Raw genomic sequence first — 24,340 nt, forward strand, 5'->3', positions numbered from 1 at the left:
CGCCCGGGGCACAGCCGGCGGCGCGCGCCTTGTTCAGTCACAGACCGAGAACCCTGCGGCACTCCGATAGGCTTGTCTCTGGCGCTTGGAACCATGCCCGGACGTGGCGGGTACACGGCAGGGAAGGGCGGAACGTGGCCGAGAGCGAAACGGAACTCCAACCTACCCTTGTCGGCGGCAGATACAGGCTCCTCGAGGTGGCCGGCAGCGGTGCGATGGCCACGGTGCATCGCGCGCGCGACGAGGTCCTGGGCCGCGACGTGGCCGTCAAGACCTTCCGGAGCGGCACGGCCGATCCCCGGCACGAGGAGCGCCGCCGCGGGGAGATGGAAGTGCTCGCGCGGCTGAGCCATCCAGGCCTGGTCCGCCTCTACGACGTCGGGACCGACACTGCCGAGGACGGGACTTCCCACCTCTCCTATCTCGTCATGGAGTTCGTGCACGGAACGGACCTCCGGCGCCGCCTGGCCTCCGGTCCCCTCTCCCCCGACGAGGTCCGCGACCTCGGCGTGGACGTCGCCTCAGCACTGGCCTACGTGCACGACCTGGGCATCGTCCACCGGGACGTCAAGCCGGCCAACATCCTCGTCCCAGACGCCAGGCCCGGGAGGCGCCGGCCCGCGAAGCTCACCGACTTCGGGATCGCCCGCCTGACGGATGCCTCGCGGCTGACCCTGACGAACACGACCATCGGCACGGCGAACTACCTCAGCCCCGAACAGGCACGCGGCGAGAAGGTCAGTCCGACCTCTGACGTGTACTCGCTCGGGCTCGTGCTCCTGGAGTGCCTCACGGGGCGCATGGAGTTCACTGGGGGCGCGGTGGAGGCGGCGGTGGCGCGGCTGCTGCGCGACCCCTCGGTGCCCGATGTGCTCGGCGAGCCGTGGGCGGCGCTCCTTCCGCGAATGACGGCGCGCAGGGCCGCCGACAGGCCCGACGCGGCCGAGGTCCTGGCCGTCCTCAAGGGAGAAGCCCCCGCGGCCGGCCCGGTCGGGGACGCTGCAGCGTCCGACGGCGCCACGACCCACGTCCTCGCGTCCGCCGCGGGAACCGAGGTGCTTCCCGCGCATGCGGCCGGCCCGACCCCGCACGACGGCGGCACACGGGTCATGCCCGCCGGCCGGCGGACCCCCATCACGGCACAGCAGCCCTCGCTCGCGGCACATGCCACACCGGCTCCCCCGGCGTCGTTGGCCGACGAGGACGACGAGGACGACGCCGAGCGGCTGGCACCGGCAGCGCCGCGACCGCGGCGCAGGGACCGGCGCCGGGGTCTGGCGTGGCTCGTTGCCGGCGTGCTGCTCGCGGCGGCACTGCTCGTCGTCGTTCCCCTGGCGCTGACCGCGATGGTCTCGCCGCAGGGGCAGCCCTCGCCGTCCGCCCCCGCAACGCAGGAGGCTTCCAACCCGGCGACCGTGGACGGGCAGCCGTCCGAGACGGCGCCGCCTGCGGAGGCGACCGCGGATCCGAACGCGGCGTCCCAGCCGGACCCGGCGGCCGCCAAGGCTGCGGCGAAGGCGTCCGAGGCGGCCCGCAAGGCGGCCGAGAAGGCCTCGAAGGCAGCGAAGGGCCCCGGCGCCAACTAGTCGCACCGGCCGCGCGACGCTGAGAGCGGCGTCAGCCCTCCCGGCCGGGGACAGGGGCACCGCTGGGCAGGCCGGCGGCGACGTAGGCATCGTAGAGGGACTCCCAGTCCGGCGGCCCGCCGGGGCCTGGCTCGGCATGCGGCCCCGCGGGAACCGCGCCTCCGAGCTTCTTCTCCAGTTCAGCCAGGCACACATGCCAGCCCGCCGCGTTGCGGGCGGCAGCGGTGTTGTCACCGAGCCAGTTGCGCAGGGTGAGCTCGGCCTCCGTGTCCGACCCTTCGACCAGGAACTCCATGAGGTCCCCTCCCCACTCGAAGGCCCAGCGCCGGGGAGGCTCCCAGTCCACGATCCGCTCGATGCTCGCGGGCTGGTTGGGGTCACCGCTGAAGGCGATCCTCCCGGTCTCGTGCGTGATGGCCACGCGGGAGGGGAACCAGCCGGCGAGACCGCCCTCGGTGCTCACCGCCGCCCAGACGGTGGAGGACGGGATGGAGTAGGAGCGGATGAAGGTCACCGCGCCGCGCCCCTCGACCTCGGCGTACTGCCCGTCGAGCTCGTCGAGTTCGGCCACGTCAGCCCCCCAGAAACGCGGGGAGCGCGCCGCTGACCTCGTCCGCAGGCGCGGCGCAGACGGTATGCGGGCCGTTCGGGTGGATGTCCGTCCCCTTCTGCGACCCGACCGTGAGCCTGCCCATGGCGTTCCCCTTCCCGTGCGGCGCGGGGCCGTCGCGGCCCCGGTTCGCATGCTAGGCACGCACGACGGCGCCGGGTCAAGGGCCGCTGCCGACTCACTGCGGGGCTACGATCGCCGGGTGGTCGGAACCGAGGGCGGGCAGGAGGCCCGGGCCCGCTCAGTGGCGGTAGACGGCGCGGACGAAGAGGTCGAAGGCCCGGTCGGGGAGGAGCCGGCGCAGGAACAGGACGATGGGCGCCCCGCCGGCCACGGCGTAGCGCGGCCTGGGCCGCTCGGACAGGACCGCGTCCCGGATCGCGGCGCCTATGGCCTCGGGCTTCGCGGCCAGGGTGCCGCGATAGGACAGGGCGAAGACTCCCGCGACGCGCCGCGCATACTTGGCGTAGGGCCCGGTCCCGGACCTCGCCAGCAGGGTGTCCCGGGCGATGCCGCTCCACTCGGACCGGACCGCGCCCGGCTCGATGATGACGACGCGCACCCCGAAGGGCCGCAGCTCGATCCGCAGGGAGTCGGAGAGTCCCTCCACGGCGAACTTGGTTGCGTGGTACCAGGTGCCGAGAGGCTCGTAGAACTTCCCGCCCATCGAGGACACGTTCACGATCGTCCCCGAGCGGCGCTCGCGCATGCCCGGCAGGACGAGCTGCGTGAGCCGCGCGAGCCCGAACACGTTGACCTCGAACTGCCGGCGGCCCTCCTCGATCGGCACCTCCTCGAGGGAGCCGTAGGAGCCGTATCCGGCGTTGTTGACGAGGACGTCGATGCCCCCGGCCTCGGCCAGGATCGCCGCGACAGCCGCGGTGATGGACGCGTCGTCGGTGAGGTCGAGCGCGAGGACGCGCGCGCCGTCGTCCGCGAGGCCCTGCATGCGCTCGGTGCGGCGTGCCGCCGCGTAGACGGTGAAGCCGGCGGTGAGGAGGGCGCGGACGGTCGCCTCGCCGATCCCGCTCGACGCGCCGGTGACGAGGGCTACCTGCTGCTGCATGGACCCACGCTACCCCGGCGGGGCCACCGCCCCAGCGATGGGCACTACTCGAGCCCGGCGGCCGTCCACGCGTGCATCCCGCCTCGCACGGAGTAGGCCGTGAGGCCTGCGGCGGCGAGCTGGCGGGCGGCGGCTGCGGAGCGCATGCCCGAGGCGCAGATTGCCACCACCTCGCGGTCCTTGCGGAGGCCGCGGATGCGGCTGGCGAGGGAGTCGAGCGGGATGTGCTGGGCCCGGCGGGCGTGGCCCGTGCGCCATTCGGCGGGGGTGCGGACGTCGACGAGGAGGGCGCCGGAGCGGACCAGCTCGGCGGCCCTGTCTGCGGAGACGGTTGTGTACGGCTTGGCGAACAGCTTGCTGAAGAAGCCCATGGAGGTGGCCTTTCGGGACGGGGTGACGGAGGACGGGGTTGTGACTGGGGATCAGGCGAGCAGCTGCACCGCTCCGACGGCGCCGGTGCCCATGCCGACTGCGACGAGCAGCGTGGCGAAGGCGCGCTGGAGCACGTGAGGTGGCACCCGGTGGCTCAGGCGGGACGCGATGAGCGATCCGACGAGCGCGGCCGCGGCCAGGTAGCCGAGGGGGACGCCGGCCGATCCGGCGCCGAGGATCTGCTCGCTGTGCTGGAAGAGCCCCGAGATGGAGTTGACCGCGATGACGGGCAGCGACGTCGCGGCCGCCACACGCAGCGGCAGGCGCAGGATGACGAGCAGCACGGGCGCGAGGAGGAACCCGCCGCCCACGCCGAGCAGCCCGGTGAGGAATCCGACGACGACGGCGGCGAGGACGCTCGGCGCCCAGCAGCGGAGCCGCGCGGGCACGGACCCCTTCGCGCACCCGGGCTCCCCGGCGTGCTCGGTCTTCCGGCGCATCGCCGCGAGGGCCGCGATCACCGCCAGGACGGCGACGCCGAGCAGCAGGAACGGCCCCGGGATGTTCTTGCCCACCATCGCCCCGAGCGCCGCGGCGGGAGCGCCGAAGGTCGCGAAGGTCGCGGCGATGCCCCAGCGGACATGGCGCCACGCGCCGCCCGCGAGGGCGACCAGGGCGGCCGCCGTGACGACGAGCAGCGAGGCGGCGACGGCGTCGTGCGCGGACAGGCCGAGCAGCACGAACGCGGGCACGGCCAGGATGCCGCCCCCAGAGCCGAAGAGCCCGATGACGGCGCCGACGCCGAGCGCGGCGAGCAGTCCCAGGAAGAGCGTGCTCACGCCGGGATCTCGACGCGGCGGCCCTCAGCCTGCCACTGCATCATGCCGCCCGCCACGCTGTACGCCTCGTAGCCGAGGGAGGTCAGCGCCTCGGCGACGCGGCCGCTGCGGTTGCCCGAGCGGCACACGACGCTGACGGGCCGGCCCTTGTCGAGCTCGTCCAGGCGCGCGAGGATCTGGCCCATCGGGATGTGGCGCGCGCCGGGGATCATGCCGTCGGCGACCTCGAAGTCCTCGCGGACATCGATGATCTGGGCGCCCTGTGCTGCTGCTTCGGCGGTCTGCGCGGTGGTGGTCTCGATCATGGTTCCCTCCGGGCTGGTCGTGGTGGTCTGGCCGTCAGTGGCCCTGATCCGAGTATGCGGATACCCACAGGGGTATGTCAAAATACGGGGAGGGGTATAATTGGGAGAGCGAAACCAAGGAGGAACCGTGAACGTGGAACCGGAGAGCATGAGGTCGGCCATCAACCGGCTCAAGCGCGCACAGGGGCAGCTGAACGCCGTGGTCCGCATGCTCGAGGAGGGCCAGGACTGCAAGGCGATCATCACGCAGCTGTCCGCCGTCTCGAGCGCCGTGGACAAGGCCGGATTCAGCATCATCGCCACCAACCTGCAGGCCTGCATGGCAAAGCCGGACTCCGACCTCGAGGTCGCCGAGCTGGAGAAGATGTTCATCAGCCTCGCCTGAGGCCGCCGGGCGCAGGGGCGGCGTGTGGCAGGCTGGAGCGCATGAGCCTCCGCCGCCTCGCCGCCTCGTCCCGCTCGCACGTCCCGCCGTTCGCGGTCATGGACATCCTGGCCCGGGTCGAGGCGCTGCGCGCGGCCGGACGCGATGTCGTGAGCCTGTGCGCCGGCGAGCCCTCGGGCGGCGCGCCGGACCTCGTCTCGGCGAAGGCCGCCCAGATCCACGGCTCGGGCCTCGCGCTGTCCTACACGCCCGCCCTCGGGACCGCCGAGCTCCGCACCGCCATCGCGGGCCACTACCGCCGCTGGTACGGGCTCGACGTCGATCCCGCCCAGGTCGCCGTCACGACCGGGTCCTCGGGCGCCTTCATGCTGGGCTTCCTCGCCGCCTTCGAGGCCGGGGACCGCGTGGCCCTGGCCCGTCCCGGGTACCCCGCCTACCGGAACATCCTCGCCGCCCTCGGCTGCGAGGTCGTCGAGGTCGACGCCGGCCCGGACTCCCGCTACCAGCCCACCCCCGCGATGCTCGACGCCGCGGCCTCCGAGCGCGGGCCGCTCGCCGGCGTAGTGCTCGCCTCGCCCGCGAACCCGACTGGGACGATGGTGGACCGCGAGGAGCTCACGGCGCTGGCGGACTGGTGCGCGGCGCACGACGTCCGGCTCGTGAGCGACGAGATCTACCACGGGATCACCTACCCCGGCTCCGTGGCGGACGAGCACAGCCCGCGCGGAGTGTGCGCGTGGGAGGTGGATCGGGAGGCGATCGGCATCTCGAGCTTCTCGAAGTACTGGGGCATGACGGGCTGGCGGCTCGGTTGGATGCTGCTGCCCGAGGAACTCGTCGGGGCCGTGGACGCCCTCGCCGGGAACGTCGCGCTGTGCCCGCCCGCGCCCTCGCAGCTCGCCGCCGTCGAGGCGTTCTCGGTGGAGGCGTACGCGCAGGCGGACGCGTGGGTCGCCGGCTACGCCAAGACCCGGCAGACGCTGCTCGAGGCGCTCCCTGCGCTGGGATGGGGGCCCGCCGCGCCCGCCGACGGCGCGTTCTACCTGTACGCCGAGCTCGGGGACCAGCTCACGCGGTTCGGCGACTCCCGCGAGTACTGCCGGGCCCTGCTCGAGGCCGAGGGCGTGGCCCTCGTGCCCGGGACCGACTTCGACGCCGTCCACGGGTGGCGCGCGGTCCGGCTCTCCTTCGCCGCAGGCCAGGAGGCGGTCGAGAAGGCGATCGAGCGCATCCTGAGGTTCCAGGGCTCCTAGCCTGCTCAGAAGCGCGACGAGCTGCCGGCTCCCGAGAAGCTGCCGCCGCTGCTGCCGTAGCCGGTGCTCTGCGACGAGGAACGGGACGAGTTCACGGCGCTGTAGCCGGCGTTGATGCCGTTGCTGTAGGCCATGACGTTGATGATCGGGAGCGTCGGGTAGGCGACATCCAGGATGCTCCCGCGGGTGCGGCGACCCCGGCGCCAGTCCTGCGCGGAGCTCTCGATCTTGCCGCGCATGAGGTCGCGCTCCTTCTCGTTCTTCGTGTACTCGTACATCACCGCGTCGGCATGCCGGTCGAGGAGCTCGCCGACGCGCCTGCGCTCGGCCACGAGGTGGTCCAGCGCTTCGTCCGGGCTGACCCTGCGGTCCTCGAGCCGCGCGGCCAGGCGCTCCACCTCGTCACGGGCGTGCTGCGCCCCTGCCCGCAGGGCGGCGGCCGTCTCGGGCGTCCCCGCGGTCTTCGCCTCCCCGAGCATCGTCTCGACGCCGTCGAGCTGCTCGACGAGGTCACCGGCCTGATTGCGCCAGGCCTCCCGCCAGCGCGAGTCGAGGTTGAGCAGGGAGTTCGAGTCCGCGATGGCGTCGTCGAGCCCGTCGAGGGTCTGGCACAGCTCCTCGTAGCGGCGCGCGTCGGCGAGGTTCTTGCCCACCGAGCGTCCCTTCGCGTCCAGCGCGGTGAGCCTCTCGCGGAGCTCGGTCGCCTCGCGGTGCTGCTGCCGGAAGCTGTGCCAGCGCTCCAGCACGAGCGTGCCGTAGGTCGAGTTCTCGGGGATCGTCGAGGCGTTGAGCTCGGTCTCGTCCAGGCGCATCGTGACCGAAGAGTACGAGCGGTCGCCGCTCTCGAGCGCCTCGGCGAACTTCCTCCGCCTCCACGCCCTGATCCCGAGCCACGTCCCGGCGCCCGCGAGCCCGACCAGCCCGCTGACCCCCGCCGTGATGAGGACCGCCGGGGAGAGGTACCACGGCCTGGCGATCCTCGAGGCCGCGGACTTCACGCCCGCGATCACGCCGTCGGTCCACTGCGCCTCGCGGAACAGCTGGCGGGTGTCGTCCTGGATCGCGGCCTGCTCGTCCAGGCCGACCTTGCGGTTCTCCCCGAAGTACGTCCCGACCTGCCGCCCGGTGGTGTCGAGGGCGAAGACGAAGAGACCGTCGGCCCACTTCTGACCGTCCGCCGAGAGCCATTCGGGATGACGGTCGCGGGCGAACCGCAGGACCTCCTCGTTGAGGTTGTCGCTCGGACTGCCCGCCCGCGTGAAGACGGCGACCTTGGTCGGCTCGTAGAACGAGATCTGTGCGAGCGCCGGGTCGAGCTGCGGGCGGTAGAGGGCGCCGGCCGTGTCCTCGACGACCACCTCGGACGGCGGGCTCGCGACGGCGGCCGGCGTCGCGAGCCCGAGCCACCCCAGGAGCACGGCAGCGATCCAGAGGAGCACGACGACGGCAGGCGGCAGCTTCTTCACGATTCCCCCGAATCTCGCCTCGGCGCCGGCCCAGAGGTGGGCCGACGACGCCAGCCTAGCGGTCGGCGTCGTGCGCCCCTACCCACTTTGGTCCTGTTGTGGTCCCGTCCTGCGCGGCGCGGTCGGGCGCCGGCTATGCGGCCGGGAACTCCTCGGTGTCCACGTCGGCCTGCCCGGCCGAGGAGTACCGGCCGCCGGAGACGGTGCGCTCGTTGACGAGCTCGTCGACGCTGGCGAGGACAGCGGCGGGCAGCTCGAGCGAGCCCGCCGCGAGGCCCTCGTCGAGGTGGGCGGCGCTGCGCGTCCCGGGCAGCGCGATGACGTGCTCGCCGCGGGAGAGCACCCAGGCGATGGCGAGCTGCGCAGGCGAGCACCCGGCGTCGTGCGCGAGGGCGCCGAAGCGGTCGAGGAGGGCGAGGTTCGCCGGCCAGTGGTCCGCGTCGAACCGCGGAACGGTGCGGCGGAAGTCCCAGTCCGGGAGCGACTGCGGGTCGCGGAGCACCCCGCCGAATGCGCCGCGGCCCACGGGGCTGAACGCGACGAACGCGATGCCGAGCTCGCGGCAGGCCTCTAGGGTGCCGAGCTCGGGGTTGCGGGTCCAGGGGGAGTACTCGTTCTGCAGCGCGGCGATCGGGTGCTCGGCGTGGGCCCGGCGGAGGGTGTCCGCGCCGATCTCGGAGAGGCCGACGCCGCCGATCTTGCCTTCGCGCTCAAGCTCGCCGAGGGCGCCGACGGACTCCTCGATCGGGACGCGACGGTCCCAGCGGTGGAGGTAGTAGAGGTCGATCTTCTCGGTGCGAAGCCGGGACAGTGACGCGTCCACGTGGGCGCGGAGGGCCTCGGGCCGGCCGTCGATGATCCGGCCGCCGTCGCCGGCGAGCATGCCGCCCTTGGAGGCGAGGAAGAACTCGTCCCGCCGCCCCGAGAGGGTCTCGCCGAGGAGGGTCTCGTTCGCGGTGGCGCCGTAGATCGTGGCGGTGTCGAAGTGCGTCACGCCCGAGTCGAGGGCGTGGAGCAGGAGCTTCGCGGCGTCCTCGCGCGCGGGCAGCGGGCCGTACGCGTGGTTCAGGTTCATCCAGCCGAAGCCCACGGGCCCCACGGACGTGCCAGCGATTACTCGGGGGTTCACAGTCATGGGGACGAGTCTTGCAGATGCGGGCCTCACCCCACGCTGAATTCCAGCATGAGGGCCGGCAGCTCGTCGGCGAGTTCGCGGGCGAGGAACCCGAGCGGACCGAGCCGGCTGGCCAGCCGGTCGCCGGCGGAGGCGTGGAGGTGGGTGCCCTAGCAGGCCGCCTGGACGCTGCTGGCTCCCCGGGCCCGGAGCCCGGCGATCGCGCCGGCCAGGACGTCCCCGCTGCCGGAGGTGCCCAGGCCGCCGTAGCCGGTGGTGACCTGCCACAGCTCCGGTTCCTCCGGATCCAGCCCGGGCGGCTGGGCGATGAGGCTGTGGCAGCTGACCACGGCGTCGAACCTGCCGGAGATCTCGGCCAGGTCCTTTTCCAGGTCGTCCACGTCGCGGCCCAGCAGGACCGCCGCCTCCTTGATGTTCGGCGTGAGGATCAGCCGCCCACGCCAGGGGTCCAGCCGGTCCTCGAGCGGCGCGAGGGCACTCAGGGCGTAGGCATCGAGGACGACGGCGGGCCCTCCCCGCCCGCCAGCGTCGCCACCGGGCCGGTCACCACGGGGCCGGTCGCCACCATCGGTCTCGCGTTCGAGCAGCGCGACGAGCAGCTGCGCGGCAAGGTCGGGGTCGTCCAGCCCGGGCCCCACCAGGATCGTGTCTGCACCGTCCAGGTAGGAGGAGATCCTGTCCAGCTCAGGCCGGACCGAGCCCTCCGCGGTTTCCGGCAGGCCGATCGAGCCGCACTCGGGCAGCGCCACCCCCAGCTGCGGGGCCACCGATTCGGCCACCGCCAGAGTGAGCTTGCCCGCTCCTGCGCGCAGGGCTGTGACTCCGGCAAGCAGCGCCGCGCCGGGGGTGGCCCGGGCTCCGCCGATCACCAGGACGGACCCGCGCGAGTACTTGTCATGGCCCGGGGCCGGGAGCGGCCACTCCCGCAGGAGCGACGGCGTGACCGGGGTGGCGCCGGAGGGATCAGTGCGGCCGGGCACTGGTGTCTCCCCCGTGCTCGGTGACGGCGACGCCCTGCTCCGTCAGGTGGTCGGCCACGTTGAAGCTCTCCAGCGTCCACGGCCCGACGCCGGAGGGGCGGACGAACCGGGTCATGGAGGCGTTGAGGATGGTCTCCGTGGCTGCCAGGTCCAACAGTTCCCTTTCGCTCAGGCCTTCCAGCACGTAGCGGAACAGCATGATCACGGCGTCATGGCACACGAGCATCACCCGGTGTCCCATGCCCAGACTGTTCAGCTCCGCAAGGACGGATCGCAGCCGCAGGGCCACGTCCGCCCAGGACTCGCCTCCCGGCGGTCGGTAGTACAGCTTGCCCAGCCATGCCCGCCGCTCGGACTCCTCGGGGTAGCGGTTCTCCACGCCCAAGCGGGTGAGCCGGTCCAGGATGCCGAGCTCGCGGTCGCGCAGCCGTTCGTCGGTGCGGACCTGCAGCGGCCAACCTGCGGTTTCCACCGCGATCTCGGCCGTCTGGCGGGCCCGCGCGTAGGGGGAGGACACGACGGCGTCCGGGCGGAGGTCCGCCACGATCCGGCTCAGGGCCGTGCCCAGCGCCTTGGCCTGGTCCCGGCCGGTGCCGGAGAGGTCCACGTCTGCGTCGCGGGCGGGGACGTCGATGACCTCCACGCCGGCCTCACGCGCTTCGGTGGCCGCGACGTTGCCCTCGCTCTCGCCGTGCCGGATGAGCAGCAGCTCGACCGCCCCGGCCTCCTGGACGGCCTCGGTCAGGCCGTCGTCGGTGGCCGAATCCATCTTGGCTGACGTGTCCTCCACGAAATCACCCCGTCCTTGCCGTGCCGGATGCAGGAACACAGCAAAGGCCTACCCAGTGGGCAGCGGAGAATAACGTAGGCGCAGGGACGGGACCCCTCAACCCGGGTGGGTTGCGGGGTCCTGTCCCTGCGGTTGCGGGGTCCTGTCCCTGCGGGTGGGCTCGCGTTCGGCGCTCACTACAGCCTGCCGCAGGACGAGCTGCTGAACCTGTTCAAGGCCAGCACCGGCGACAGCTGGGTCGCACGGAACTGGGACTCCGTCTCCGAATGGACCGCGGACACGGCACTGGCGGTGCTCCTGAAGGACCTCAAGGCCGCCCACCTCAAGGGCCTCGAGCACAACATCCCGATGCCCTTCAACGCCCTGTCCTCCACCCAGCTCTTCCACTCCATGGGCAAGGAACCAAAGGCCAACTAGACGGCCGACCAGGATCCCTAGCTCCCCCGGCTCTCCCCCCGCAGCCGCTCCATCTCGCGGCGGTCCTTCTTGGTGGGTCGCCCGGCGCCGCGGTCGCGCTGCGGCAGGCCGAGGAACGGCGCCGGCGGGCGCTCCGGCGTGTGGTCGGTGTAGCACTTGGACGCGGCCTCGGCGCCCACGCGCTTGACGATGAGCACGTGGACCTCGAGGATCCGCTCGAATCCCGCCTGCCGGAGACGGATCGTGTCGCCCGGGACGACGGTCTGGGACGCCTTGGCCGGGTTCCCGTTGAGCCGTACATGTCCGGCTCGGCATGCAGCCGTCGCGGCGGAGCGGGTCTTGAAAGCGCGGACGGCCCAGAGCCAGGAGTCGATCCTCACAGCTGCCGGGGGCGAGGATCTGGACGATGCAGGAGCAGGCGAAGGGGGCATGGTGCCCAGCATCTTACCGGCGTATCCTTCGTGAACATCGGGGGGATGATCAAAGGAGCTCAGACATGCCTGACAAGCAGCCTCACCAGCCCGAAACCCACAAGAAACCGTCCAAGACCATCAAGGAGCAGCGCGCGGCGAAGAAGGCCAAGAAGGCCGTCGCCCTCGACTCCGACCCGGTGTCGCACCTGCGCAAGCCGCGCAGCAAGTAGCACCGCGCAGACCGAAGCGGACGACGCCGGCCGAGGGGCCGCCGTCGTCCGCTCTCGTGTGTCTGGGGTGCTCAGCGCCCGGTCTTGAGGCCGGCGCGGGCCATCGCGTCGGCGTATGCGCGGCCCATGTCGATGAGCCACTCGGTCTGGCGCTCCTTCGAGCCGGCGAACGCGCGGCCGTGCAGGGCCCGGGCCTTGTAGACCTTGAGGCCGCGGCGCCAGATGAGCGGGTTGTCGGTCTTGAGGAGCATCTGCGCGAGGCGGTTGGCCTCGGTGCCATGGGCGACGATCGCGGACACGCGCGGCACCGCCTTGAGGAACGTCAGCAGCGGCTTGAGGCCGGCGTGCAGCTGCTCGGGCGTGAGCTTGCCGTTCGCCTCGCCGGGTGTGAACCAGGGGTAGGCGTTCCACGGCATGATCCACTCCGGCCGCAGGCCGAGCTGGTACTGCAGGCCGAGGAGGCGGGTGGCCGCGGCGTCGTCGCCGGCCCAGACGTAGCCGTTCGGGCTCGCCTCGCCCGTGTTGGAGAAGAGGCTCACGATCCGGCACTCGTCCACGGAGTGCATGGGGTCGACGTAGGGGACCTCGAAGCCCGGGCGGAGCTTGCGGAGGAACTCGACGTGCCGGTTCACCGGCGCGATGTGCGGGGCGAAGTTCGGATCCGCCGACGTCACCTCCACCGCCGCCGAGATCACCCCTTCTGACAGCGAAGTCACCTCCACCCGCGCCGACGTCACCTCCACCGCCGCCGAAGTCACCCCCACTGGCGCCGACGTCACCTCCACCGGTGCCGAAGCGCGCGCCAGCTCTAGCTCCGCGGCGGCCCGGACGGCGGCCTCCTCCGCGGCCGCCGACGCGGCAAGCGCGGCCTGCGCGGCCTGCTCCGCGGCGGAGGCCTCCGCGGCGGCAGCCTTCGCGGCAGCGGCCTTGGCAACCGCATCCGTCACAGCCTTCTTCGCGGCGGCCGCCGCGGCGTCGGCGGCAGCGCGGGCCTGCTCAGCAGCGGCACGGGCCTCGGCCACAACGGTCTGAACCACGGACGGCACCAACCGCAGAGCCACCGGTTCCACGGCAGGCGCGGCCTCACCAACAGCCGCAGCCTCCTCGACAACCTCAGCGGCCTCCCCCGCGACCTCAGCGACGACAGCGGCCGGCGCGGCACTCAGCGGCTGGTCGAGGTCGTCGTCGTCCGCCTCCACGTCGCGCACCGGCGCGGCCGCCTGCGCAGCAAGGGCGGCCCGGCGCTCGGCGATCGTCGTCACGACCACCTCGGAAGCCTTCGGCGCGGACTTCGAGCTGACGGTCTTCTTGTGCGCCGCACCGGCCTTGGCGCCAGCACCCGCGGCCGAAACCGCACCCGCCTTCGCCGTCGCCTTCTTCGGGGCGGCGGCGGGCTTGACCGGCTCGTCGTCATCCTCGTCCTCGAAGATGTTCTCGAACAGGTCGTCGAAGCCGTCGTCCTCGTCCTCGTCGTCGAGCTGCGGGCTGAAGCCGAACCCCTCCTCGTACTTGGAATCCAGCTCGGAGCGGAAGTCGGAGTCGAAGTCGTCGTAGTAGTCGGGCTCGGCCAGTGCGGTCATGAGGGGCGGGCTCTCCTCTTCTCGGGCGCGGGCCGGCAGCGGGCACGCTGGCGCGCGACCGTTCCGGTCTGTTCAGGGGGCGGCTCGCAGCCCTGGAGGGGGCGGAGCTTTAAGAGCTTAGCAAGCCGCCGTTGCCGTTCGGTTCCCCCAACGTTCATCCGTGCCGAGAGTCACGCCGCCGAGCCCCCGTCCCAGCAGGGCCCGCGCGGCACCACACCCGCGCCGTCCCGCCCACATCCCGAAGGGCTGAGCCCCGCAGAACGCGGCGTGTCGCGGCGGCCCGGGCGTGTCGCGAGGGAGAAGTGGGCAGCAGCGCGCCCGGCACCTCCCAGCACGGCACCTCCCCCCGGGCCCGCGCCAGGCCTACGATCGCACCATGAGCGCCGTGACGATCGTCGGCCTGGTCAAGGCCTTCGGCTCCTTCCGCGCCCTCGACGGCTTGGACCTCGAGGTCCGCGAAGGCGAGGTCCTCGGCTTCCTCGGTCCCAACGGCGCCGGGAAGTCCACGACCCTCCGCGTGCTCCTCGGTCTCCTCCGCGCCGACGCCGGGCGCGTCGAACTGCTCGGCGGGGACCCGTGGCGCGATGTCGTCCGCCTGCACCGCCGCGTGGCCTACGTCCCCGGCGACGTGAGCCTGTGGCCTTCCCTCACCGGCGGTCAGGCCATCGACCTGCTCGGCAGGCTCCGCGGCGGGCTCGACGAGGCGCGGCGGGCCGAGCTCATCGAGACGTTCGAGCTCGACCCGAGCAAGCGCGGCCGCACGTACTCGACCGGGAACCGGCAGAAGGTGGCGATCATCGCGGCCCTGGCCTCCCAAGCCGAGCTCCTCATCCTGGACGAGCCCACGGCCGGCCTCGACCCGCTCATGGAGGCCCTGTTCCGCGAGGAGATCCGCCGCGAGAAGGCTGCGGGGCGCAGCGTCCTGCTCTCGAGCCACATCCTCTCCGAGGTCGAGGCCCTCGCCGACCGGATCAGCATCATCCGCCAGGGCAGGGTCGTCGAGACGGGGACCCTCGAGCAGATGCGCACCCACGCCCGCACCAACGTCGCCGCGACCCTCGACGACGCCTCCGGCCACGCCGCCGCACTTTCCCGCGTCCCCGGCCTCGCAGACCTGCACGTCGAGGACCACCGGGTCCGCTTCAGCGTCGACTCCGACGGCCTCGGCCCCGCCATGAACACCCTCGCCGCCCACGGCGTGCGGACGCTCACCGTGACCCCGCCCAGCCTCGAGGACCTCTTCCTCCAGCACTACGGCGACCGGATGCCGCCCGACGAGGACGCCGCTGGCCAAAGCACCGCGAGCGGCGAGGAGACGCACGACGGCGCGTGGCGGCGTCGTGCGCACGGCCGGCACCGCGGTCGCCCACCAGCCGAGGGGGAGTGATGACGGCCTTCACGGGAACGTGGCGGCTGCTGCTCCTGGGACTGCGGACCGACCGGTTCAAGCTTGCGCCGTGGGTCCTGATCATCGCGTTCTTCCCCGCCACCGTGTACAACAGCTACTCCACGGTGTTCGCCACCCCTCAGGAGGCCAAGGAACTCGAGCAGACGCTGAGCACCAACCCGGCGTTCACGCTCCTCATCGGCCCCGCGCACCACCTCGATAACCCGTTCGGCTTCACGGTCTGGCGCATGCAGGTCTTCGCCATGTTCTTCGCCGCCCTGATGGCAGTCTTCGCGGTGACCCGGCACGCCCGCGCCGCCGAGGACTCGGGGCAGGCCGAACTCGTCGACTCGGGGGCGGTGGGCCCGCACGCGCGGCTCGCGGCGGCGGTCCTCCTGGCCTGGCTCGCCTCGGCGGCAGTGGCCCTCATCGTCGCTGGCACCCTCGCCGCCTCCGGCGCGCAGCCGGCCGAGGCGTTCGCGCTCGGCAGCCTCATCGGCGGCATGGGAGTGGCGTTCGCCGGTGTGGCGGCCGTGACGTCGCAGATCGGCTCCTGGTCGCGGACCGCCAACACCCTCGCGGCGGGCGTCCTCGTGGTCAGCTATGTCCTGCGCGGCGTCTCGGACACCCTCGCGGACAGCGAGTGGATGCTCTGGACGAACCCGATGGGATGGGCCGAGCTCATCAGGCCCGCGAGTGAGCGCAATGTGCTCCCGTTCGTCCTCCTCCTGGCGGCCGGGCTCGTGACCGCCGTGGTCGGAGGCCTGCTGTCGAGGCAGCGCGACTTCGGCGGGGGCCTCGTGGGGCAGCGACCCGGGCCGGCACGGTGGAGGGCAGGGATCTGGGGCCACACGGCCGCGCTCAACCGCGCCCCGACGCTCATCTGGCTCGCGACCTTCGTGTTCCTCGGCTTCGTCTTCGGGCTCGTGACCGGGACCATGCGCGACTTCTACGAGCGCAACACCTTCGTCCGCCAGCTCCTCGCCGCCCGGGCCACCACCGAGGCCGACCTCACGCTCACGTTCGTCTCGATGCTGCTGCTCATGCTGGCCCTGGCCGGCGGCACCTTTGGGATCCAGATCGCTGCCCGCTTCGCCGCCGAGGAGGACGAGGGGCACGCCGACTGGCTCCTCTCGACCGGCCTCTCCCGGCACGGCCACTTCGCCCCTGCGACCGCGGTGGCACTCGTGGCGCCGGCCGTGACCATGTCGATCGGCGGCGTCGTGCTCGCCGTCACCGCGGCGTCGACGGGCGCGCAGGTCGAGGTCGGCGACGTCACCCGCCAGGCCCTTGCGGCCGTGCCGGCGCTGTGGCTCACCGCCGCCGTCGGCCTCGCGTTCGTCGGCGCGTTCCCCACCCTGCGCTGGATCGCGTGGCTCCTCGTGGTCTACTGGCTCGTCCTGACCCTGTTCGGGCCCCTGCTGAAGGCGCCGGACTGGCTGCTGAACACGAGCCCGTTCCACGTCATCCCTCGCGTCACCGCGCCCGACGCCGAGTGGGCGCCCGTGTGGTGGATCCTCGCCATCACCACGGCCCTGGTCGCGGTCGGCTTCGCGGGGTACCGGGCACGGAACATCAGGGGTGCGTGAACCAGGCCCCGCTGCCGGTGTGGATAAGCCCAGATTCTGGAAGAATGGTCTTTACCACCATCTGCGCGCGGGAATGGCCCGGCATCTGGCGCAGTTGTACGTCTCAAACGCCGTCCTGAACCACCCTCCCAGGAGCCCCCTTGCCTTCTGCACCCCCGAAGCATGAGATCAGCCGCGAGAACCGCCTCGTCGTCACTGTCCTCGTCATCGCTGCGTTCGTTGTCATCCTCAACGAGACGATCATGAACGTGGCCCTGCCGCGCCTCATGGCGGAGCTCAACGTGGACGCCTCGACGGTCCAGTGGCTCGCGACCGCGTTCATGCTGACCATGTCGGTGGTCATCCCCACCACAGGCTTCGTGCTGCAGCGCCTGACCACCCGCACCGTCTACCTCATGGCGATGGGCCTCTTCAGTGCGGGCACGCTGCTCGCCGCCCTCGCCCCGGGGTTCGGCGTGCTGCTCCTCGCCCGCGTCGTCCAGGCGTCGGGCACCGCGATCATGATGCCGCTGCTCATGACGAGCGTGCTGACCCTCATCCCGGTCGCGCGCCGGGGCCAGGTCATGGGGACCGTGAGCATCGTGATCTCGGTGGCGCCCGCCGTGGGACCCACCCTGTCAGGCCTCATCCTCCAGTTCCTCTCGTGGCGGTTCATGTTCCTGACGGTCCTCCCGATCGCCGTCGCGGCGCTCGTGTTCGGCGCCTCCAAGCTGCGGGGTGCCCCGGAGGGGGAGAAGCCGCGCCTCGACCTCCTCTCGGTGGTCCTGAGCGTGCCCGCGTTCGGCGGAGTCGTGTACGGCCTCAGCCAGCTGGGCGGCGAGGGGTCCGGTGGGCCCGGACCGGTGCTGCCGCTCGTGATCGGGGCCGTGGCCCTCGCGGCATTCGTGCTGCGCCAGCTTGCGCTGCAGAGGTCTGGCTCGCCGCTGCTGGACCTGCGGGCCTTCGCGTACCCGATGTACACGGTCGCGACCGCTCTGCTGATGGTGGGCATGATGGCGCTGTTCGGCGTCGTGATCCTGCTTCCGCTGTACCTCCAGCAGCTGCGCGGTCTCGACACCCTGGGCACCGGCCTCCTGCTCCTGCCCGGCGGGCTCGTGATGGGGCTCCTGGCGCCCACCGTGGGGAAGTGGTTCGACCGGGTGGGTCCCCTGCCGCTGACGCTCACGGGGACCTCGCTCATCACGGCTGTGCTGTTCGCGTTCAGCTTCCTCGCCCCCGACACCTCGGTGTGGCTCGTCCTCGGGCTGCACGTCGTCCTCTCGCTGGGCCTCGCGCTCCTGTTCACGCCGACCTTCACGAGCGGCCTCAATCCGCTCCCGCGCCGCCTCTACAGCCACGGCTCCGCGATCCTGAGCACGCTCCAGCAGGTGGCCGGGGCGGCGGGGACGGCGCTCCTCGTCGCCGTCATGGCCAGCACCGCGCACTCGGCGGTCGGCACGCTTCCCCCTGCGGACGCGGCGATGGCCGGGTTCCGGGCCGCCTTCCTCGTGGCCGCCACTGCGGGCGTGGCGGCGGTGGTCCTCGCAGCCTTCCTGCGCAACCGCCCCTCGCTCGAGGACGATCACGGCAGCTCGGCAGCGGGACCAGATGCCGTGGTCCCCACCCAGACACCAGCGGAGACCACCCCACGGCGCTGACCATCGGCATTCCTCCGCGGGAAATACTCCCTCCCTGGAATACAGGAACCGAACGTTCCATGGATGGAATACATCAGGGTGCCGAGAAGCCGCCGTCTGCGTGGAGGAGCTGGCCGTTGATCCAGCCGCCGGCGTCGCTGAGCAGGAAACCCACGACGCCGGCCACGTCGGCCGGGGTGCCGAGCTGGCCCCACGGCTGCCGCGCGGCCAGGGCGCGGCGGGTGTCCTCGTCCATCCACCCGGTGTCCACGGGTCCGGGGTTGACGGCGTTCGCGGCGATGCCGAGAGGTGCGAGTTCCCGGGCGGCGGCCAGCACGATCCTGTCGAGGGCTCCCTTGCTGGCTCCGTACGGGAGGTTGTGCACCGTGTGGTCCGAGGTCAGCGCGACGATCCGGCCCAGACCCGCGAGATCGGGCGGGAACTGCTCCGCGAAGGCCTTCACGAGGAGCCAGGACGCCCTCGCGTTGACGGCGATGTGCCGGTCGAAGGACTCGCTGCTCGTGGTCAGGATCCCCGAGTCCACGGACTCGGCATGGCTCAGGACCATCGCGCGGACCGGCCTTCCCGCCCCCGCATCGGACAGGAGCCGGGCCGGGACGTCAGGGTCGGACAGGTCCGCCTCGACGACTGATACGGCAGCGCCCACCAGCTCGAGCTCTGCGGCGAGCCGGCCGACGTCGTGTGTCTGGACTCCCCACGGCATGCGCGAGTCGTAGGGGGAGTAGTACGACAACGCCAGATCCCAGCCCTGGCGTGCGAGCTCGCGGGCGATGCCCGCGCCGATCCCCACGGCCCTGCCGACCCCCGTCACAAGCGCCAGCGGCCTGCCCGTCCCCTGCATCTCGGCCATCCGCCCATGCTAGGCGCCACTCTGCGCCGGACCCTCCACAGACTGTGAACTTCCGGGGGAAAGTTATCCACAGGCTGTGGAAAAAACCGTGGATACCGGCCGGTCACCGCGAAGAACACCGCTGTAAGTTATCCACGCGGTGGACAAGGGTGTGGACAGGCGACCCTGCGGAGAGGGCTCAGCCCTCGAACCCGTCGACCACAAGGTCCTGGTACTCCGGGTGCCGCTTGAGGAAAGCGCGCACATAGGGGCAGTAGGGGCGGATGCGCTGTCCCTTGGACCGCACATCGTCCAGGGCGAAGGTCACGAGGCGGCTCGCGAGCCCCAGCCCCGAGTAGCCGTCGCTGACCTCGGTGTGGTCGAACGCCACGACCGCGCCCTCCTCCTTGAGCCGGTACTGGGCGAACCCGACCGTCGCATCGCCCACGTGCACCTCGTAGCGGTGACGCTGTTCGGCGTGCACGAAGTGGGCGGCATGGCGGGCGGCGGTCGATTCCTCCGGTGTGTCCTGCACTGCGGTCATCGGGTTCCTTTCTGTCTGCGCGCTGCCGGTCCGCGCGCTTGGACGGGGTCTCAGCCTCACGTGGGGAAGTGGGGGAGCCGGGAGGGGCCCCTCACCGCCGGTGAGGCCCACGACCGGCGCGAACCGGGCGGCGTCGTCCTCGGCACCGGCCGCCTCCTCGACCCCGATCTGGGCGTTCCACGCGGATCGGTAGGCGACGATCTCCTCATGCGAGCGGCCGACGAAGTTCCACCACATCGTGATCTCCTCGCCGAAAGGCGGCCCTCCGAGGAGCACCGCGCGCAGCGGCGCCCGGCCCGGGTTGCGGAGGCGCAGGCGCACGCGCCCGGGGGAGAGGTAGGCGAGGTGGGCTCCCGCGATCCGCTCTCCCTCCACCTCGGCGTCGCCGCCGTCGGGAAGGACCGCGTGCTCGAACTCGGGCTCGACCGCGAAGTCCACGGCGGCGCCAGGTTCGAGGACGAGCTCTGCGCCAAGGATCGCGCTGTAGGTCAGCACCGGGGAGGCCGAACCGCGGAGCTCGCCGAGGAAGACCCGCAGCTCGCCGAGCCGCCCCCCGTCGTCGGCCTCGAGCACGACGGCGCGCGGCACGTAGCGCTCGAAGCCCGGCGCGGCGTTCCGGAAGGGTTCGGGGAGCGCGGTCCACAGCTGCACGCCGTGCAGGACGGTGGTGGACGGGGTGGAGTACTCGGAGTGGTTGATGCCGCGTCCGGCCGTCATGAGATTGAGCTCACCGGGCCTGACCATCGCCTGATGGCCCGCGCTGTCCCGGTGCTCGATCTCGCCCGTAAAGAGCCAGCTGACGGTCTGCAGCCCGGTGTGGGGGTGTGGCGGCACCCGCATGCCTCCGGTCGTCGAGACGTCGTCGGGGCCGTAGTGGTCGAGGAAGCACCAGGCACCTACCAGGGAGCGCTGCTTCGACGGCAGCGTCCTGCGCACGGGCATCGCGCGCGGTCCGCCGAGGGGCACATCCCGCGGCTCGATCACCTCGACGCCGGGCGGCGCCGGGGACTCGGCGCAGAGGGTCTCGGGGGGATCAAGTTCAAGATTGCTCATGGCCGCACCTTCATGGCCAGAGCCTACGCCGGGGCACCGACAAAGAGCAGGGCCCCTAGGCGCCGATGAAGTCCTCGAGGCGGACCACGGTGAGTCCGGCGGCGAGGTGGGCAGCGCGGAAGGCCGCCAGGTCCGCGGCGAATTCCTCGCGGAAGTGCATGAGCACGATGTCCCCGGGGCGCAGCGCATTTCCGTACTGGTAGTCCATCTTGCCGGCGTTCGCCTTGGTCTCCCAGTGGATGATCGCCTTGAGCCCGGCGTCCGCTACCGCCTTGCGCATCGTGCTCGAGTACGCCCCGCCGGGTGGCCGGAAGAGGGTCGGTGCGACGCCGTAAGTCGCGGCGATGTAGTCCCTCATCCCCGTGATCTCGCCGAGCTGGTAGGCATATGCCTTGGTGCTCATAGACGTGTCGTGGCTCAGGGTGTGGTCCTGGATGCGGTCGCCGGCCTTCTGGAAGTCCGTGAAGAACCGGGGGTTGTCGCCCATCGCGGACTTCGCGAGGAACAGGGTGGCCGGGTAGTCGTACTGCGTGAGCAGTGCGAGGGACTCGGGGCGCTTCACGGCGCCGTCGTCGATCGTGAGGAAGACGACCGGCTGGCTCGTCGCCACGCGCGTGATGACGGGGGCCAGCCCGCCTTGGACCGGCGGGATCGTGTAGTCGGAGACGAAGCGCGGCCTCGTGGGAGTCGGGGTGGGAGTAGGGGTCGGTGTAGGAGAGTCCGCCGGGGCCCCCGTAGGACCGCCGGCCGAGGGATCACTGCCCCCGGAGTCTCCGTCGGACAGCGCCGCCGGGACGATGTCATCGCAGCCGGTGGCTGCAGCGCCGACCATCCCGGCCAGGCCCGCGAGGAGTGCCCTCCGACTGACGCGCGGTGCGTCCACCGCTGCCTCCTTCTCCACGCCGCCCAGCGGCGGCTCTCCGCTGATCATAGATCAGTGCCCCGGCATTACTCGGTCAAGCCATGCCCCGCTCTTCCCACAGCGTTGTCCACTTTCCAACAGGGGTTATGCCCAGAGTTGTCCACAGGTGGGGAAAACCTTGGCCGGTGGCCGGCGTAGGCTCGGGCATCCCCGCCGCTGCGGCGTCGAATCCCGTGAACTACAGGAATGTAAGTTACACACACTGTGGATAAGTCCTGTGGATTGACGCTTGACCGCTGAGGGATATGAGGCGTACCGTCGAAGTATTCAACCAGAAGGTTGATCAATGGGTAAGTTGAATACTAGGTTACACCGCATCCTCCCCCCTTCGGGGGAGGGACGGACGGCAGACCGGAGGAACGCCATGGCTTCGTCGACACCCGCTTCCGCGGATCTGGAGACCGCAGCCGCGGACGAGGACCAGCTCAACCGCGCCTTCGCGGCACTCTCCGACCCGCTGCGGCGGAAGCTGGTGGCACGGCTCGCCCAGGGCGACGCGACCGTGAACGAACTGGCCGAGCCGTTCACCGTGACCCTCCAGGCCGTGTCCAAGCACCTCAAGGTGCTCGAGGACGCTGGCCTCATCACCCGCAGCCGCGACGCACAGCGCCGCCCCTGCCATCTGGAACCCAGCGCATTCGGCCCCCTCGCCCTGTGGATCGAGGCGTACCGGGATCGGACCGAGGAGAAGTACCGCCGCCTCGACGCCCTCCTGGCCGCCGAGGAAGGAAACCAGCCATGAGCACCACCACCAACACCACCGACATCCGGGCGGACGCAGGCTCGCCCTACATCGACATCGTCCGGGAGTTCGACGCACCGCGGGAACGTGTGTTCCGTGCCCACTGCGATCCAGAGCTGTTCGCCCAATGGATCGGTCCCGACCGGCTTGAGACGGTCATCGAGCACATGGAGGCGCGCACCGGAGGCTCCTACCGCTTCGTGCAGCGCGATCCGTCCGGCGGGGAGTATGCCTTCCGCGGTTCCTTCCACGAAGTCGTCGAACCCAGCCGCGTCGTCATGACGTTCGAGTTCGAGGGCGCGCCCGGGCACGTCGAAATGGACACGAGCACGTTCACGGACCTGCCGGGAGGCCGCTGCCGGCTGGAGATCCACTCGACCTACGAGTCGGTGGAGGACCGTGACGCGATGCTCGCCGCCGGGATGGAGGGCGGCGTCACGGAAGGCTACGCGAAGCTCGACGCGCTGCTGGCGGACGGCGCCCTCTGAACAGACCCGATCCCGGGTCCCTGCTCTGTCCACAGCCGTCCACAGGGTCGGGGGCAAAGTTGTCCCCAGCATGGGGACGGCCGGCCGGTTGGCAGGCGCCCCAGGACCCGGGATGCGTGACCCACCCCCGTCCTGCGGGGGATACGCGCCAGTAACTACAGTCCTGTAAGTTGTGCACAATGTGGAAAACCCCTGTGGATAGGTCCACAGGGGTTCTCCTTCTGCCCATTCCGGCGGCCTGCGCGCTGCTACGCAGCCACACCGCCCGGCCCGAGGTCGAGGGCCGTCACCCGCACCACCGTGACCACGGCGAGCACGACGGCGATCGCGACCATCCCGCCCACCTGCACGGGGGTGCGGAGACGGCCGCGCGGTGCATAGGCGATGGCCGCCGTGGCGAGGGCCCCCGTGACGAGGCCGCCGAGGTGCGCCTGCCAGGCGATCTGCGGGATGACGAAGCCCAGGACCGCGTTGATGGCGATGAGGACGAGGAGCTGGCGCGAATCGCCTCCCCGCTGGCGCATCACCACGAAAAGGGCACCAAAGAGGCCGAACACCGCTCCCGAGGCGCCGACCACCCCGCCGAGGCCCGGCGGCGTGAGCAGGAAATACCCCACCGAGCCGCCGACGGCGGAGAGCAGGTACACCGCGAGGAACCGGACGCGCCCGAGCACCGGCTCGAGCGCCTGCCCGAAGATCCACAGCGTGTACATGTTCACCACGATGTGGAGCACGAACGACTGCGCGTGCAGGAAGGCGCTCGTGAGCATTCGGTAGGGCTCGATCCCCGTCAGCAGGGTCGCGTAGGCGAAGTCCTGGTACACGGCGTCGTTCGGGATGACCCACTGCAGCACGTAGACGAGGGCGCACGCTGCGATGAGCGCGAACGTGACCACCGGGCGGCCGCCCGGCCGGGCGGTGCCGCCGTAGATGGTCCGCGTCGAGGACTGCGCGCTGAGCTCGCGGACGCAGTCGACGCACTGGAAGCCCACGGCGGCCGGGCGCTGGCACTCGGGGCACGCCGGCCGGCCGCACCGCTGGCAGCTCACATAGGAGACGCGGTCAGGGTGGCGGGGGCAGACCGGGACGGCCTCCGGCCCGGCCGCCGGGCTTCCATAGCTCACAGTTCGTCTGTCCAGTGCTTGTCAGTGCAGGGGCCGTGCGGCTCTAGAGCTGCTCGACGTCGATCGACGAGATGACGACGTCCTCGACCGGACGGTCCTGCATCCCGGTGCGCACGCCCTCGATCTCGTCGACGACCTTCTTGGACGCGTCGTCCGCGACCTCGCCGAAGATGGTGTGCTTGCCGTGGAGCCAGCTTGTGTCCACCGTGGTGATGAAGAACTGCGAGCCGTTGGTGCCCTTGCCGCCCTGGATGCCGGCGTTGGCCATGGCGAGCTTGTAGGGCTCCTTGAAGGTCAGCTCGGGGTGGATCTCGTCGTCGAAGCGGTAGCCGGGACCGCCGATGCCCTTGCCCAGAGGATCGCCGCCCTGGATCATGAAGTCCTTGATGATGCGGTGGAAGATCGTGCCGTTGTAGAGGGGCGTGCCGGTCTTGTCCTCGCCTGTTTCGGGATGCGTCCACGCCTGCTCGCCGGTGGCGAGGCCCACGAAGTTCTTGACGGTCTTCGGCGCGTGGTTGCCGAAGAGGTTGACCACGATGTCGCCGTGGTTCGTGTGGATGGTTGCCTTGGCAGTTGCGATAGCGCTCATGGCCCACAT

General features: G+C 71.4%; 26 protein-coding genes and 1 pseudogene. 10 read left to right on the top strand and 17 right to left on the bottom strand.

The window, feature by feature from the left end:
- Window positions 1–134 precede the first annotated feature (134 nt).
- Window positions 135–1,586 carry a serine/threonine-protein kinase gene (locus ABD298_RS12760; protein WP_344300095.1) on the top strand — a complete coding sequence of 484 codons (1,452 nt, stop codon included), beginning with the start codon at window positions 135–137 and terminating at the stop codon, window positions 1,584–1,586.
- Window positions 1,587–1,617: 31 nt separating this feature from the next.
- On the opposite strand, the gene ABD298_RS12765 is transcribed toward ABD298_RS12760, so the two are convergent.
- The 6 genes from ABD298_RS12765 to ABD298_RS12790 form a co-directional block, all read right to left on the bottom strand.
- Window positions 1,618–2,157 carry an SRPBCC family protein gene (locus ABD298_RS12765; protein WP_344300096.1) on the bottom strand — a complete coding sequence of 180 codons (540 nt, stop codon included), beginning with the start codon at window positions 2,155–2,157 and terminating at the stop codon, window positions 1,618–1,620.
- 1 nt (window position 2,158) lies between these two features.
- Window positions 2,159–2,281, bottom strand: a complete 123-nt coding sequence (locus ABD298_RS12770) for a hypothetical protein (RefSeq protein WP_344300097.1) — start codon at window positions 2,279–2,281, stop codon at window positions 2,159–2,161.
- Window positions 2,282–2,437: 156 nt separating this feature from the next.
- Window positions 2,438–3,262, bottom strand: coding sequence for an oxidoreductase (locus ABD298_RS12775; protein WP_344300098.1), 825 nt, complete (start codon window positions 3,260–3,262; stop codon window positions 2,438–2,440).
- 44 nt (window positions 3,263–3,306) lie between these two features.
- A complete protein-coding gene (locus ABD298_RS12780) occupies window positions 3,307–3,633 on the bottom strand; it encodes a rhodanese-like domain-containing protein (protein ID WP_344300099.1) in 327 nt (108 codons plus the stop codon).
- Window positions 3,634–3,684: 51 nt separating this feature from the next.
- Window positions 3,685–4,473, bottom strand: coding sequence for a sulfite exporter TauE/SafE family protein (locus tag ABD298_RS12785; RefSeq protein WP_344300100.1), 789 nt, complete (start codon window positions 4,471–4,473; stop codon window positions 3,685–3,687).
- On the bottom strand, window positions 4,470–4,778 hold the full coding sequence (locus tag ABD298_RS12790; protein ID WP_344300101.1) for a rhodanese-like domain-containing protein: 309 nt from the start codon (window positions 4,776–4,778) through the stop codon (window positions 4,470–4,472). Before ABD298_RS12790 ends, ABD298_RS12785 begins: the two co-directional genes overlap by 4 nt.
- 148 nt (window positions 4,779–4,926) lie before the next feature.
- On the opposite strand from ABD298_RS12790, the gene ABD298_RS12795 reads away from it, so the two are divergent.
- Window positions 4,927–5,163, top strand: coding sequence for a metal-sensitive transcriptional regulator (locus tag ABD298_RS12795; RefSeq protein WP_344300203.1), 237 nt, complete (start codon window positions 4,927–4,929; stop codon window positions 5,161–5,163).
- A 41-nt stretch (window positions 5,164–5,204) separates the two neighbouring features.
- Window positions 5,205–6,416: an aminotransferase class I/II-fold pyridoxal phosphate-dependent enzyme gene (locus tag ABD298_RS12800; RefSeq protein WP_344300102.1), complete on the top strand. Its 1,212-nt coding sequence runs from the start codon at window positions 5,205–5,207 to the stop codon at window positions 6,414–6,416.
- Window positions 6,417–6,421: 5 nt separating this feature from the next.
- On the opposite strand, the gene ABD298_RS12805 is transcribed toward ABD298_RS12800, so the two are convergent.
- The 4 genes and pseudogenes from ABD298_RS12805 to ABD298_RS12820 all read right to left on the bottom strand — a co-directional run bounded on the left by ABD298_RS12805 (window position 6,422) and on the right by ABD298_RS12820 (window position 10,766).
- Window positions 6,422–7,882, bottom strand: coding sequence for a DUF5129 domain-containing protein (locus ABD298_RS12805; RefSeq protein WP_344300103.1), 1,461 nt, complete (start codon window positions 7,880–7,882; stop codon window positions 6,422–6,424).
- A 133-nt stretch (window positions 7,883–8,015) separates the two neighbouring features.
- Window positions 8,016–9,017, bottom strand: a complete 1,002-nt coding sequence (locus tag ABD298_RS12810; RefSeq protein ID WP_344300104.1) for an aldo/keto reductase — start codon at window positions 9,015–9,017, stop codon at window positions 8,016–8,018.
- Window positions 9,018–9,043: 26 nt separating this feature from the next.
- Window positions 9,044–9,997 (bottom strand): annotated as a pseudogene (locus tag ABD298_RS12815) (ADP-dependent NAD(P)H-hydrate dehydratase).
- Complete coding sequence (locus tag ABD298_RS12820; protein ID WP_344300204.1) at window positions 9,981–10,766, bottom strand: histidine phosphatase family protein; 786 nt, start codon at window positions 10,764–10,766, stop codon at window positions 9,981–9,983. Before ABD298_RS12820 ends, ABD298_RS12815 begins: the two are co-directional and overlap by 17 nt.
- Window positions 10,767–10,919: 153 nt before the next feature.
- Here ABD298_RS12820 and ABD298_RS12825 point away from each other — a divergent pair, with 153 nt between their 5' ends.
- Window positions 10,920–11,204, top strand: coding sequence for a hypothetical protein (locus ABD298_RS12825; protein ID WP_344300105.1), 285 nt, complete (start codon window positions 10,920–10,922; stop codon window positions 11,202–11,204).
- 17 nt (window positions 11,205–11,221) lie between these two features.
- Here ABD298_RS12825 and ABD298_RS12830 read toward each other — a convergent pair whose 3' ends face one another.
- Complete coding sequence (locus tag ABD298_RS12830; RefSeq protein WP_344300106.1) at window positions 11,222–11,635, bottom strand: RNA-binding S4 domain-containing protein; 414 nt, start codon at window positions 11,633–11,635, stop codon at window positions 11,222–11,224.
- A 65-nt stretch (window positions 11,636–11,700) separates the two neighbouring features.
- Here ABD298_RS12830 and ABD298_RS12835 point away from each other — a divergent pair, with 65 nt between their 5' ends.
- Entirely contained in the window at window positions 11,701–11,847 is a 147-nt protein-coding gene (locus tag ABD298_RS12835; RefSeq protein WP_208711029.1) for a hypothetical protein, read from the top strand.
- A gap of 71 nt (window positions 11,848–11,918) precedes the next feature.
- On the opposite strand, the gene ABD298_RS12840 is transcribed toward ABD298_RS12835, so the two are convergent.
- The gene (locus tag ABD298_RS12840) at window positions 11,919–12,413 is read right to left on the bottom strand and encodes a uracil-DNA glycosylase family protein (RefSeq protein WP_344300205.1); all 495 of its coding nucleotides are present in this window, start codon (window positions 12,411–12,413) and stop codon (window positions 11,919–11,921) included.
- A gap of 1,390 nt (window positions 12,414–13,803) precedes the next feature.
- Here ABD298_RS12840 and ABD298_RS12845 point away from each other — a divergent pair.
- The 3 genes from ABD298_RS12845 to ABD298_RS12855 all read left to right on the top strand — a co-directional run bounded on the left by ABD298_RS12845 (window position 13,804) and on the right by ABD298_RS12855 (window position 18,040).
- Entirely contained in the window at window positions 13,804–14,814 is a 1,011-nt protein-coding gene (locus tag ABD298_RS12845; RefSeq protein WP_344300107.1) for an ABC transporter ATP-binding protein, read from the top strand.
- Window positions 14,814–16,403, top strand: a complete 1,590-nt coding sequence (locus ABD298_RS12850) for an ABC transporter permease (RefSeq protein WP_344300108.1) — start codon at window positions 14,814–14,816, stop codon at window positions 16,401–16,403. Before ABD298_RS12845 ends, ABD298_RS12850 begins: the two co-directional genes overlap by 1 nt.
- 140 nt (window positions 16,404–16,543) lie before the next feature.
- Window positions 16,544–18,040 (top strand): DHA2 family efflux MFS transporter permease subunit, encoded by a 1,497-nt coding sequence (locus ABD298_RS12855; protein ID WP_344300109.1) that lies wholly within the window; start codon window positions 16,544–16,546, stop codon window positions 18,038–18,040.
- A 73-nt stretch (window positions 18,041–18,113) separates the two neighbouring features.
- Here ABD298_RS12855 and ABD298_RS12860 read toward each other — a convergent pair whose 3' ends face one another.
- The 3 genes from ABD298_RS12860 to ABD298_RS12870 all read right to left on the bottom strand — a co-directional run bounded on the left by ABD298_RS12860 (window position 18,114) and on the right by ABD298_RS12870 (window position 21,349).
- On the bottom strand, window positions 18,114–18,890 hold the full coding sequence (locus tag ABD298_RS12860) for an SDR family oxidoreductase (protein ID WP_344300110.1): 777 nt from the start codon (window positions 18,888–18,890) through the stop codon (window positions 18,114–18,116).
- Between the two features lie 178 nt (window positions 18,891–19,068).
- Window positions 19,069–20,466, bottom strand: coding sequence for a bifunctional pirin family protein/GNAT family N-acetyltransferase (locus tag ABD298_RS12865; protein WP_344300111.1), 1,398 nt, complete (start codon window positions 20,464–20,466; stop codon window positions 19,069–19,071).
- 55 nt (window positions 20,467–20,521) lie between these two features.
- A complete protein-coding gene (locus ABD298_RS12870; RefSeq protein ID WP_344300112.1) occupies window positions 20,522–21,349 on the bottom strand; it encodes a polysaccharide deacetylase family protein in 828 nt (275 codons plus the stop codon).
- A gap of 403 nt (window positions 21,350–21,752) precedes the next feature.
- Between ABD298_RS12870 and ABD298_RS12875 the strand changes: the two genes are divergently transcribed.
- Together ABD298_RS12875 and ABD298_RS12880 are read left to right on the top strand one after the other, a co-directional pair.
- The gene (locus ABD298_RS12875; RefSeq protein ID WP_344300113.1) at window positions 21,753–22,130 is read left to right on the top strand and encodes an ArsR/SmtB family transcription factor; all 378 of its coding nucleotides are present in this window, start codon (window positions 21,753–21,755) and stop codon (window positions 22,128–22,130) included.
- Window positions 22,127–22,618 (top strand): SRPBCC family protein, encoded by a 492-nt coding sequence (locus tag ABD298_RS12880; protein WP_344300114.1) that lies wholly within the window; start codon window positions 22,127–22,129, stop codon window positions 22,616–22,618. The genes ABD298_RS12875 and ABD298_RS12880 overlap by 4 nt, the downstream gene beginning before the upstream one ends.
- A 248-nt stretch (window positions 22,619–22,866) precedes the next feature.
- Here the strand turns inward: ABD298_RS12880 and ABD298_RS12885 are convergent, their stop codons facing one another.
- Window positions 22,867–23,742: a rhomboid family intramembrane serine protease gene (locus tag ABD298_RS12885; RefSeq protein ID WP_344300115.1), complete on the bottom strand. Its 876-nt coding sequence runs from the start codon at window positions 23,740–23,742 to the stop codon at window positions 22,867–22,869.
- 43 nt (window positions 23,743–23,785) lie between these two features.
- Window positions 23,786–24,331: a peptidylprolyl isomerase gene (locus ABD298_RS12890; protein WP_344300116.1), complete on the bottom strand. Its 546-nt coding sequence runs from the start codon at window positions 24,329–24,331 to the stop codon at window positions 23,786–23,788.
- Window positions 24,332–24,340: the final 9 nt, after the last annotated feature.

This window comes from Sinomonas flava (assembly GCF_039531875.1).
In the GTDB taxonomy this organism is placed as follows: Bacteria; Actinomycetota; Actinomycetes; order Actinomycetales; family Micrococcaceae; genus Sinomonas; species Sinomonas flava.

Coding starts and splice junctions, on each gene's coding strand:
- ABD298_RS12770 (WP_344300097.1), bottom strand. CDS start 2,281: ATGGGCAGGCTCACGGTCGGGTCGCAGAAGGGGACGGACATCCACCCG.
- ABD298_RS12775 (WP_344300098.1), bottom strand. CDS start 3,262: ATGCAGCAGCAGGTAGCCCTCGTCACCGGCGCGTCGAGCGGGATCGGC.
- ABD298_RS12780 (WP_344300099.1), bottom strand. CDS start 3,633: ATGGGCTTCTTCAGCAAGCTGTTCGCCAAGCCGTACACAACCGTCTCC.
- ABD298_RS12790 (WP_344300101.1), bottom strand. CDS start 4,778: ATGATCGAGACCACCACCGCGCAGACCGCCGAAGCAGCAGCACAGGGC.
- ABD298_RS12795 (WP_344300203.1), top strand. CDS start 4,927: ATGAGGTCGGCCATCAACCGGCTCAAGCGCGCACAGGGGCAGCTGAAC.
- ABD298_RS12800 (WP_344300102.1), top strand. CDS start 5,205: ATGAGCCTCCGCCGCCTCGCCGCCTCGTCCCGCTCGCACGTCCCGCCG.
- ABD298_RS12810 (WP_344300104.1), bottom strand. CDS start 9,017: ATGACTGTGAACCCCCGAGTAATCGCTGGCACGTCCGTGGGGCCCGTG.
- ABD298_RS12820 (WP_344300204.1), bottom strand. CDS start 10,766: ATGGATTCGGCCACCGACGACGGCCTGACCGAGGCCGTCCAGGAGGCC.
- ABD298_RS12830 (WP_344300106.1), bottom strand. CDS start 11,635: ATGCCCCCTTCGCCTGCTCCTGCATCGTCCAGATCCTCGCCCCCGGCA.
- ABD298_RS12835 (WP_208711029.1), top strand. CDS start 11,701: ATGCCTGACAAGCAGCCTCACCAGCCCGAAACCCACAAGAAACCGTCC.
- ABD298_RS12840 (WP_344300205.1), bottom strand. CDS start 12,413: ATGCACTCCGTGGACGAGTGCCGGATCGTGAGCCTCTTCTCCAACACG.
- ABD298_RS12845 (WP_344300107.1), top strand. CDS start 13,804: ATGAGCGCCGTGACGATCGTCGGCCTGGTCAAGGCCTTCGGCTCCTTC.
- ABD298_RS12850 (WP_344300108.1), top strand. CDS start 14,814: ATGACGGCCTTCACGGGAACGTGGCGGCTGCTGCTCCTGGGACTGCGG.
- ABD298_RS12860 (WP_344300110.1), bottom strand. CDS start 18,890: ATGGCCGAGATGCAGGGGACGGGCAGGCCGCTGGCGCTTGTGACGGGG.
- ABD298_RS12865 (WP_344300111.1), bottom strand. CDS start 20,466: ATGAGCAATCTTGAACTTGATCCCCCCGAGACCCTCTGCGCCGAGTCC.
- ABD298_RS12875 (WP_344300113.1), top strand. CDS start 21,753: ATGGCTTCGTCGACACCCGCTTCCGCGGATCTGGAGACCGCAGCCGCG.
- ABD298_RS12880 (WP_344300114.1), top strand. CDS start 22,127: ATGAGCACCACCACCAACACCACCGACATCCGGGCGGACGCAGGCTCG.
- ABD298_RS12890 (WP_344300116.1), bottom strand. CDS start 24,331: ATGAGCGCTATCGCAACTGCCAAGGCAACCATCCACACGAACCACGGC.